Here is a 4,493-nt window from a genome sequence, read left to right as displayed (position 1 = left end):
GGTGAGCTGGTCCAGCGCATCCAGACCCAGCCGCGCAGCGGTTTGCGCGAGCAGGTGGTCGATGCCATGACGACCAACGAAACCCTGTGGTTTCGTGACACCTATCCGTTTGAAGTCTTGAAGAACAAGGTGCTGCCCGAGGCCATCAAGGCCAGCCCCAACCAGCGTCTGCGGATCTGGTCGGCGGCTTGCTCGTCGGGTCAGGAACCGTACTCGCTGTCGATGTCGATCGACGAGTTCGAGCGGACCAACCTCGGCCAGTTGAAGATGGGCGTGCAGATTGTTGCCACGGACTTGTCCGGCCTCATGCTGAACAACTGCAAGACCGGCGAGTACGACAGCCTGGCGATCGGGCGCGGTTTGTCTGCCGATCGTTTGCAGCGTTACTTCGACCCGAAAGGGCCGGGACGCTGGGTGATCAAGGCGCCGATCAAGAACCGGGTGGAGTTTCGCTCGTTCAACTTGCTCGACAGCTATGCCGCGCTGGGCAAGTTCGACATCGTGTTCTGCCGCAACGTGCTGATCTACTTCTCCGCCGAGGTGAAGAAAGACATCCTGTTGCGCATTCACAGCACGTTGAAGCCGGGCGGTTATCTGTTCCTTGGCGCTTCCGAAGCGCTGAACGGTTTGCCGGATCATTACCAGATGGTCCAGTGCAGCCCGGGGATCATTTACCAGGCGAAATGATTGCATCGGCAACACAAAAAAACGGGAGGCCCTCAAAGCCTCCCGTTTTTTTTGTGCCCGATGATTCTGCTTCATGTAGGAGCTGCCGAAGGCTGCGATCTTTTGATTTTGTTTTTGAAGATCAAAAGATCGCAGCCTTCGGCAGCTCCTACAGGGCAAGGGCAGGGCTGAGAGCGGCAGAAAAGCGGCATCTGGCGGAAACCGGTTGCCGCTTTTCTGGCATTGCCGCTTTGCCGATGCCCGGCAAAGCCCCGGTTTACGGGGACTTCTCGCATTGGCACGCCGCTTGCTAAAGCTCAGTTACGAAAAACCGGTCACCCGAAGGTTCCCGACATGAGCATCAGCTTCGATAAAGCGCTCGGCATTCACGAAAAAGCCCTGGGCTTCCGCGCCCAGCGTGCCGAAGTCCTGGCCAACAACATCGCCAACGCCGATACCCCGAACTACAAGGCGCGGGATCTGGAATTCTCCAAAGTGCTCGAAGCACAGACCGAGAAAACCAAGAGCGGTGGCACGTTTGCCCTGAACATGACCAACAGCCGTCACATCGAGGCTGAAGGACTGGGCAACGGCGACGAGTCGCTGATGTATCGCACGCCGATGCAACCGTCGATCGACCAGAACACCGTGGATGCACAACTGGAACAGTCGAATTACGCGGAAAACGCCGTCGGCTTCCAGGCCAGCTTCACGCTGCTCAACAGCAAATTCAAAGGGCTGGTATCAGCCCTGCGCGGAGAGTAATCCATGTCCCTGTCCAGCGTTTTCAACATTGCCGGTAGCGGCATGAGCGCACAAACCACGCGTCTGAACACCGTGGCTTCGAACATCGCCAACGCCGAAACCGTCTCTTCGAGCATCGACCAGACCTACCGCGCCCGTCACCCGGTGTTCGCCACCATGTTCCAGGGTGGCCAGAACAGCGGCAGCAACTCGCTGTTCCAGAGCCAGGATGCGGCCGGTCAAGGCGTGCAGGTACTCGGTGTGGTCGAAGACCAGAGCAACCTCGAAGCGCGTTACGAGCCGAACCATCCGGCCGCTGACGGCAAAGGCTACGTCTACTACCCGAACGTCAACGTGGTGGAAGAAATGGCTGACATGATTTCCGCGAGCCGTTCCTTCCAGACCAACGCCGAAATGATGAACACCGCCAAAACCATGATGCAGAAGGTACTGACCCTCGGTCAGTAATAAGGGGCGACTGCCATGAGTGTTTCCGATTCCACCAGCGGCGTAAGCATCAAAGACGTTCTGGCCAATTCTTCGGTCAAGACCGGGACGACCACTGATGGTCTGGCTGCGGCCACCAACAGCGCCACCGGCAAGCAGGCTTTGGGCAAAGATGCCTTCCTGCAACTGCTGGTCACCCAACTGAAGAACCAGAACCCGCTTGATCCGCAGGACAACAGCGAGTTCGTCGCTCAGTTGGCGCAGTTCAGCAGCCTGGAAGGCATCACCACGCTGAACGACACCGTCACCGGCATTGCCGGCAACTACAACTCCTCGCAAGCATTGCAGGCGTCGTCGCTGGTTGGCCGTTCGGTCATCGCGCAGACCGACAAGGCTGTAGTCGACACCAGCAAAAGCCTCAACGGCACCGTCGTGGTTCCGGCCTCCGGCGCAGTTTCGCTCTCGATCAAAGATGCCGATGGCAAAGTCGTGCGCACCATCGACATGGGCACCCAGAAAGCCGGCAACGCCAGCTTCATCTGGGACGGCAAGGACGCTTCCGGTGCGGTCGCGAAGGCGGGCACTTACACGTTCACCGCCAGCGCCACTTACGACGGCAAGGCCACTTCGCTGGTGACTTACCTGCCAGCTACCGTCAACAGCGTGACCATCAGCCAGACCGGCGGTGAGTTGATGCTGAACCTGGCGGGCCTGGGCAGCGTTGCGCTGTCCAAAGTACAAACCATTGGTATATAGAGCCGACTAACCGGCACAAAGGAGTGGAATATGTCTTTCAATATCGGCCTTAGCGGTCTCTATGCTGCCAACAAGCAACTGGACGTGACCGGCAACAACATCGCCAACGTTGCGACCACCGGTTTCAAATCGTCCCGTGCAGAATTCGAAGACGTGTACTCGGCCACTCGCCTGGGTACCGGTAGCAAAACCGTCGGTAACGGCGTGCGCCTGGCCAACGTTTCCCAGCAGTTCGGCCAAGGTGATGTGAACAACACCGGCAACGTGCTGGACATGGGTATCCAGGGCAACGGTTTCTTCATCCTCAGCGACAACGGTTCCCTGAGCTACACCCGTGCCGGTGCATTCAAGACCGACGCTGAAAACTACGTGGTCGATAACAACGGTAACCGTCTGCAAGGTTACGGCGTTGATGCCAACGGCAAGATCATGACCGGCGTGCTGACTGACCTGAAGATCGACACTTCGGCCCTCAAGCCGAACGCGACGTCCAAGATTGACCAGACCATGAACGTGAACTCGGAGGACACCTTGCCTACCGTGACCACGTTCAGCCCGACTGACCTGAACAGCTACAACAAGCTCATTTCCACGCCGGTCTACGATACTCAGGGTAACGAGCACCGCATGGATCAGTACTACGTGAAAACGGGTACCAATGCCTGGCGCGTCTACACCTACATGGATGGTCGTACCCCATCGGATCCGGCCAACAACACCCTGACACCGATGACCCACGACCTCACGTTCAACTCTGATGGTTCCATCGCGACCCTGACGGCTGGCGCTGGCTGGACCAAAACCGGCAACACCCTGACCATGAGCGGCTGGATTCCAGGTGTGGTGACAAACGCGACGACCTCGCCAGTGACCTGGGGCCCGAACGGTTCCAAGGCCAACTCGACCGGTATCGCGTTCAACACCGCGTTGACCACGTCCTATAACGCTCCGACCGCGCGTACTGCGCAGTATCAGGACGGTTATGCGACTGGCCAGATCTCCAGCCTGACCATCGATTCGACCGGTGTGATGACGGCTAACTTCAGCAACCAGCAGACCAAGGCGATTGGTCAGGTGGCGGTGGCGAGCTTTGCCAACGAGCAGGGTCTGCAGCCGATTGGCGGTACGCGCTGGAAGGAGACGTTCGCGTCGGGTGTGGCCGGGGTTGATTCGCCGAAGACCGGTACGCTGGGTTCGATCGTGTCGAACTCGCTGGAAGAGTCGAACGTTAACCTGACCAATGAGCTGGTGGATCTGATCAAGGCGCAGAGCAACTATCAGGCGAACGCCAAGACCATCTCCACCCAGAGCACCATCATGCAGACCATCATTCAGATGACTTGATGCTGGTTGGCGCTGCATAAGAAGCCCCTCGTCAGAGGGGCTTTTTTTTGCCTGGTGGAATCAGGATCAAAAGATCTTAAAAGGCAGGCAAAAGAAAACCCCCGACAACCCAGAGGACTGATCGGGGGTTTTCAGGTCAGCGCCTTGCAGCGCTCACCGGCTCAGCTTATTGGCAAGCTTCGCAATCCGGCTCGTCAATCGCGCAAGCCTTTGGCACTGGAGCGGGACCGGCCGGAGCTGCCAGAACCGAATCATCACCATGGTTGCCGCCGCTGGAAACAGCGTTCAGCTTGCCGGTGTTGATGGTCGACTTCTCGGTGCTGGTCGCGGCCAGGGCACGGAGGTAGTAGGTGGTTTTCAGACCACGGTACCAAGCCATGCGGTAGGTCACGTCGAGTTTCTTGCCCGATGCGCCGGCGATGTACAGGTTCAGCGACTGGGCCTGGTCGATCCACTTCTGACGACGGCTGGCCGCGTCAACGATCCACTAGGTGTCCACTTCGAACGAGGTCGCGTAGAGCTCATTGAGTTCTTGC

5 protein-coding genes and 1 pseudogene are annotated in these 4,493 nt (G+C 58.3%); 5 read left to right on the top strand and 1 reads right to left on the bottom strand.

Annotation, left to right across the window (positions count from 1 at the left end; genetic code table 11):
* The 5 genes from cheR to flgE form a co-directional block, all read left to right on the top strand.
* A partial coding sequence (gene cheR, locus ACIOVB_RS24520) for a protein-glutamate O-methyltransferase CheR (protein ID WP_401271938.1) occupies positions 1–687 on the top strand: 687 nt, incomplete at its 5' end.
* 333 nt (positions 688–1,020) lie between these two features.
* A complete protein-coding gene (flgB, locus tag ACIOVB_RS24515) occupies positions 1,021–1,431 on the top strand; it encodes a flagellar basal body rod protein FlgB (RefSeq protein ID WP_187680887.1) in 411 nt (136 codons plus the stop codon).
* 3 nt (positions 1,432–1,434) lie between these two features.
* Positions 1,435–1,878 carry a flagellar basal body rod protein FlgC gene (gene flgC, locus ACIOVB_RS24510; protein ID WP_187680888.1) on the top strand — a complete coding sequence of 148 codons (444 nt, stop codon included), beginning with the start codon at positions 1,435–1,437 and terminating at the stop codon, positions 1,876–1,878.
* Between the two features lie 15 nt (positions 1,879–1,893).
* On the top strand, positions 1,894–2,613 hold the full coding sequence (flgD, locus tag ACIOVB_RS24505; protein WP_401271937.1) for a flagellar hook assembly protein FlgD: 720 nt from the start codon (positions 1,894–1,896) through the stop codon (positions 2,611–2,613).
* A 30-nt stretch (positions 2,614–2,643) separates the two neighbouring features.
* The gene (gene flgE, locus ACIOVB_RS24500; protein ID WP_401271936.1) at positions 2,644–3,957 is read left to right on the top strand and encodes a flagellar hook protein FlgE; all 1,314 of its coding nucleotides are present in this window, start codon (positions 2,644–2,646) and stop codon (positions 3,955–3,957) included.
* Positions 3,958–4,123: 166 nt separating this feature from the next.
* On the opposite strand, the pseudogene ACIOVB_RS24495 reads toward flgE, so the two are convergent.
* Positions 4,124–4,493: pseudogene (locus tag ACIOVB_RS24495) on the bottom strand (ribonucleoside-diphosphate reductase subunit alpha); the annotation flags it as partial.

The sequence above is a fragment of the Pseudomonas sp. NPDC087639 genome, assembly GCF_044743385.1.
GTDB lineage: Bacteria > Pseudomonadota > Gammaproteobacteria > Pseudomonadales > Pseudomonadaceae > Aquipseudomonas.
Note: the sequence above shows the minus strand (reverse complement) of the source record. Positions and strands in the feature narration are given on the sequence as shown.

What these genes read in the sequence shown, in the direction of transcription:
- flgB (WP_187680887.1), top strand. Translation starts at nt 1,021, where the DNA reads ATGAGCATCAGCTTCGATAAAGCGCTCGGCATTCACGAAAAAGCCCTG.
- flgC (WP_187680888.1), top strand. Translation starts at nt 1,435, where the DNA reads ATGTCCCTGTCCAGCGTTTTCAACATTGCCGGTAGCGGCATGAGCGCA.
- flgD (WP_401271937.1), top strand. Translation starts at nt 1,894, where the DNA reads ATGAGTGTTTCCGATTCCACCAGCGGCGTAAGCATCAAAGACGTTCTG.
- flgE (WP_401271936.1), top strand. Translation starts at nt 2,644, where the DNA reads ATGTCTTTCAATATCGGCCTTAGCGGTCTCTATGCTGCCAACAAGCAA.